The organism is Streptomyces sp. T39 (assembly GCF_008042045.1).
In the GTDB taxonomy this organism is placed as follows: Bacteria; Actinomycetota; Actinomycetes; order Streptomycetales; family Streptomycetaceae; genus Streptomyces.
In genome coordinates this window covers 2111789-2115220 of the sequence record NZ_RDBP01000012.1, presented here as the reverse complement: position 1 = coordinate 2115220, position 3432 = coordinate 2111789, and the positions used below count along the sequence as shown (strand labels likewise).

Annotated in this window: 3 protein-coding genes; 1 reads left to right on the top strand and 2 read right to left on the bottom strand. The window is 73.9% G+C overall.

Features of this window, described 5'->3' with window-relative positions; genetic code table 11:
• Nucleotides 1-19 precede the first annotated feature (19 nt).
• On the bottom strand, nt 20-1585 hold the full coding sequence (purH, locus tag EAO77_RS10610) for a bifunctional phosphoribosylaminoimidazolecarboxamide formyltransferase/IMP cyclohydrolase (RefSeq protein WP_147987758.1): 1566 nt from the start codon (nt 1583-1585) through the stop codon (nt 20-22).
• The gene (purN, locus tag EAO77_RS10605) at nt 1572-2189 is read right to left on the bottom strand and encodes a phosphoribosylglycinamide formyltransferase (protein ID WP_147987757.1); all 618 of its coding nucleotides are present in this window, start codon (nt 2187-2189) and stop codon (nt 1572-1574) included. The genes purH and purN overlap by 14 nt, the downstream gene beginning before the upstream one ends.
• A 222-nt stretch (nt 2190-2411) precedes the next feature.
• Between purN and EAO77_RS10600 the strand changes: the two genes are divergently transcribed.
• The gene (locus EAO77_RS10600; protein ID WP_147987756.1) at nt 2412-3182 is read left to right on the top strand and encodes a hypothetical protein; all 771 of its coding nucleotides are present in this window, start codon (nt 2412-2414) and stop codon (nt 3180-3182) included.
• Nucleotides 3183-3432: the final 250 nt, after the last annotated feature.

The window sequence follows — 3432 nt, the reverse complement described above, 5'->3', positions numbered from 1 at the left end:
GGACACCGGTGACGGGACGTCAGTGGAAGAAGTGCCGCGTCCCGGTGAAGTACATCGTCACGCCGGCCTTCCCGGCGGCCTCGACGACCAGCTCGTCGCGGACCGAACCGCCCGGCTGCACCACGGCCTTGACGCCTGCGGCCGTCAGGATCTCCAGGCCGTCGGGGAAGGGGAAGAACGCGTCCGAGGCGGCGTACGCCCCGCGGGCGCGCTCCTCACCCGCGCGCTCCACGGCCAGCTTCGCCGAGTCGACACGGTTGACCTGGCCCATGCCGACGCCGACCGAGGCGCCGTCCTTGGCCAGCAGGATCGCGTTGGACTTCACCGCGCGGCACGCCTTCCAGGCGAAGGCCAGCTCGGCGAGCTCGTCGGCCGGGAGGGCCTCGCCGGTGGCGAGGGTCCAGTTCGCCGGGTCGTCGCCGTCGGCCTGGAGACGGTCGGTGACCTGGAGCAGCGCGCCGCCGTCGATCGGCTTGAGCTCGACCGGGGCCGCCGGGGCGCCCTCGGCGCGCAGCACGCGGATGTTCTTCTTCCTGGCCAGCACCTCGACCGCGCCGTCCTCGTAACCGGGGGCGACGATGACCTCGGTGAAGATCTCGGCGACCTGCTCGGCAAGGGCGACGGACACCGGGCGGTTGACGGCGATCACACCGCCGAACGCGGACAGCGGGTCGCAGGCGTGCGCCTTGCGGTGCGCCTCGGCGACGTCGGCGCCGACCGCGATGCCGCACGGGTTGGCGTGCTTGATGATCGCGACGCAGGGCTCGGCGTGGTCGTACGCGGCCCGGCGCGCGGCGTCGGTGTCCGTGTAGTTGTTGTACGACATCTCCTTGCCGTGCAGCTGCTCCGCCTGCGCGAGGCCGCCCGAGCCGGAGGTGTAGAGCGCGGCGGGCTGGTGCGGGTTCTCGCCGTAGCGCAGGACGTTCTCGCGCTCCCAGGTGGCGCCCAGGAAGTCGGGGAAGCCGCTCTCGTCGGCCGGCGCGTAGGAGGACGCGAACCAGGAGGCGACGGCCACGTCGTACGCGGCGGTGTGCTGGAACGCCTCGGCGGCGAGCCGCTTGCGGGCCGGCAGGTCGAAGCCGCCCTCGCGCACGGCCGCGAGCACGTCCGGGTACCGGGCGGGGCTGGTGACGACCGCCACGGACGGGTGGTTCTTGGCGGCGGCGCGGACCATGGACGGGCCGCCGATGTCGATCTGCTCGACGCACTCGTCGTCGCTCGCGCCGGAGGCGACGGTCTCCTTGAACGGGTAGAGGTTCACGACCACCAGGTCGAACGGCTCCACGCCCAGCTCGGCGAGCTGCTCGCGGTGGGCGTCCAGCCGCAGGTCGGCGAGGATGCCGGCGTGCACCCGCGGGTGCAGCGTCTTGACGCGGCCGTCCAGGCACTCGGGGAAGCCGGTCAGCTCCTCGACCTTGGTCACGGGCACCCCGGCGGCGGCGATCCGCGCGGCGGTCGAGCCGGTGGACACGAGCTCGACACCGGCCTCGTGCAGACCCCGGGCAAGCTCCTCGAGACCCGTCTTGTCGTAGACGCTGACCAGTGCGCGACGGATGGGCTTGTTACCCGACTTATTCACCGACATGAACCTTTCGTCCCTCAATGCGGTAGCCGTGCCGGGCGAGACGCCCCACGACCTCGACGAGCAGCGCTCGCTCGACTTCCTTGATGCGCTCGTGGAGAGCGTCTTCGTCGTCCGTCTCCCGGACCTCGACCACGCCCTGGGCGATGATCGGGCCGGTGTCGACGCCGTCGTCGACGAGGTGGACGGTGCACCCGGTGACCTTCGCCCCGTACGCGAGCGCGTCCCGCACTCCGTGGGCACCGGGGAAACTGGGCAGCAGCGCGGGGTGCGTGTTGACGACCCGCCCGCCGAACCGCGCGAGGAATTCCTTCCCCACGATCTTCATGAAGCCTGCCGAGACCACCAGGTCCGGCTCGTACGCGGCGGTCGCGTCGGCCAGGGCCGCGTCCCACTGCTCACGGGACGCGAAGTCCTTGACGCGGCAGACGAAGGTCGGCAGCCCGGCGCGCTCGGCGCGCTCCAGACCGGCGATCCCCGTCCGGTCCGCGCCGACGGCGACCACTTCGGCGCCGAACCCGTCGGGGTCGGCGGCGATCGCGTCGAGGAGGGCCTGGAGATTCGTCCCCGATCCGGAGACCAGGACGACGAGGCGGGCGGCGGCCACAGGGGGACTCTTTTCGCGTTACGGCGGCTTTGTAGGGTCGTACGAACACTTCGCAGCCCCGGATACGGGGAACTCTACGAAGGGGCCGACCGTCAGCAACGATACCGGCACGCAGCCCGGCCCCCACGGGACGGGGGCGCGGCCGGAAGGTAGCGTCTGGGGGCAGAGCCCGCGCCCGGGCGGGCTCGACGACGGGCTCGACGAGGGGAAGACGTTCACCAGATGCCGGACCGACGCCACCGGACGGACCTCCCGCTGCTGCGGGAGCGCCAGTCCACGGACGACGACAACCCCTTCGCGCCGCCGCCCGAGGGCAGCCCGGACCAGCCCTGGCAACCCCGCCGTCCGGCGGACGGCCCGTCCGGCTCCCCCTCGTCCGGGGACCCGTCGGACTCCTCCGGCCCGGACCGGGACGGCGACGGCTCGTCGCAGGGCGGCAGCCAGTGGAGCAGCCGCCAGCCCGGCCGCTCCCAGGGCGGCTTCGGCGGCCGTCCCGGCCGCAAGGGCGAGCAGAACGGCTCCGAGGGCGGCGGCCCCGGCGGCGGCCTGCGCTGGGACCCGGCCGACCCCCTCCAGCGGCGGGCGCGGTACGCGCTGCTCGGCGGCATGTGGGCGTTCTTCTTCGCGCTCTTCGACTTCCCGGAGATCGCGCTGCTGCTGGGCGCCCTCGCCGTCTACTGGGCCGTCAGCTCCCTGCGCGGCAAGCCGGTCGCGGCGGCCGGGGGGTCCGCACCGACGGCGCAGCGCGCGCCGCAGCCGTCCGGGGCCCAGCCCCCGCAGCGGCAGTCGAGCAGGCCGCAGATCACCGCGGCGACCAGCGGCCTGGTGATGGCGGGCATCGCCCTGCTCATCGTGGCGGCGTCGTTCGCGGCGCAGCTGGTCTACCGCGACTACTACACGTGCGTGAACGACGCCCTCACCAAGTCCGGCCAGATGGCCTGCAACGATCTGCTCCCCGAGCCGCTGCGCGACGTCATCGGCGTCCAGGAGTAGCTCCGCCCCGACCCCGCCTCACGGCCCGGCCCCGGTACCCCCGGGGACCGGGCCGCGGTCGTGCGAGGGGGTGCGGGAGCGGGTCGGCGGGGGTGCCGGTCCCGGGTTGCAGGGCGGACGGCGACTCCGTTCGCACTGACCGGGAAGCCGGCGCTCCCGGACTTCCCGTTGCTCGCCGCGCTGCCGGGCCGCGGTCCGGGCGAGGCCGTGCACTGGGCCGGGGCGGCGGTCCCGGTGGCGGCCGCCCTGC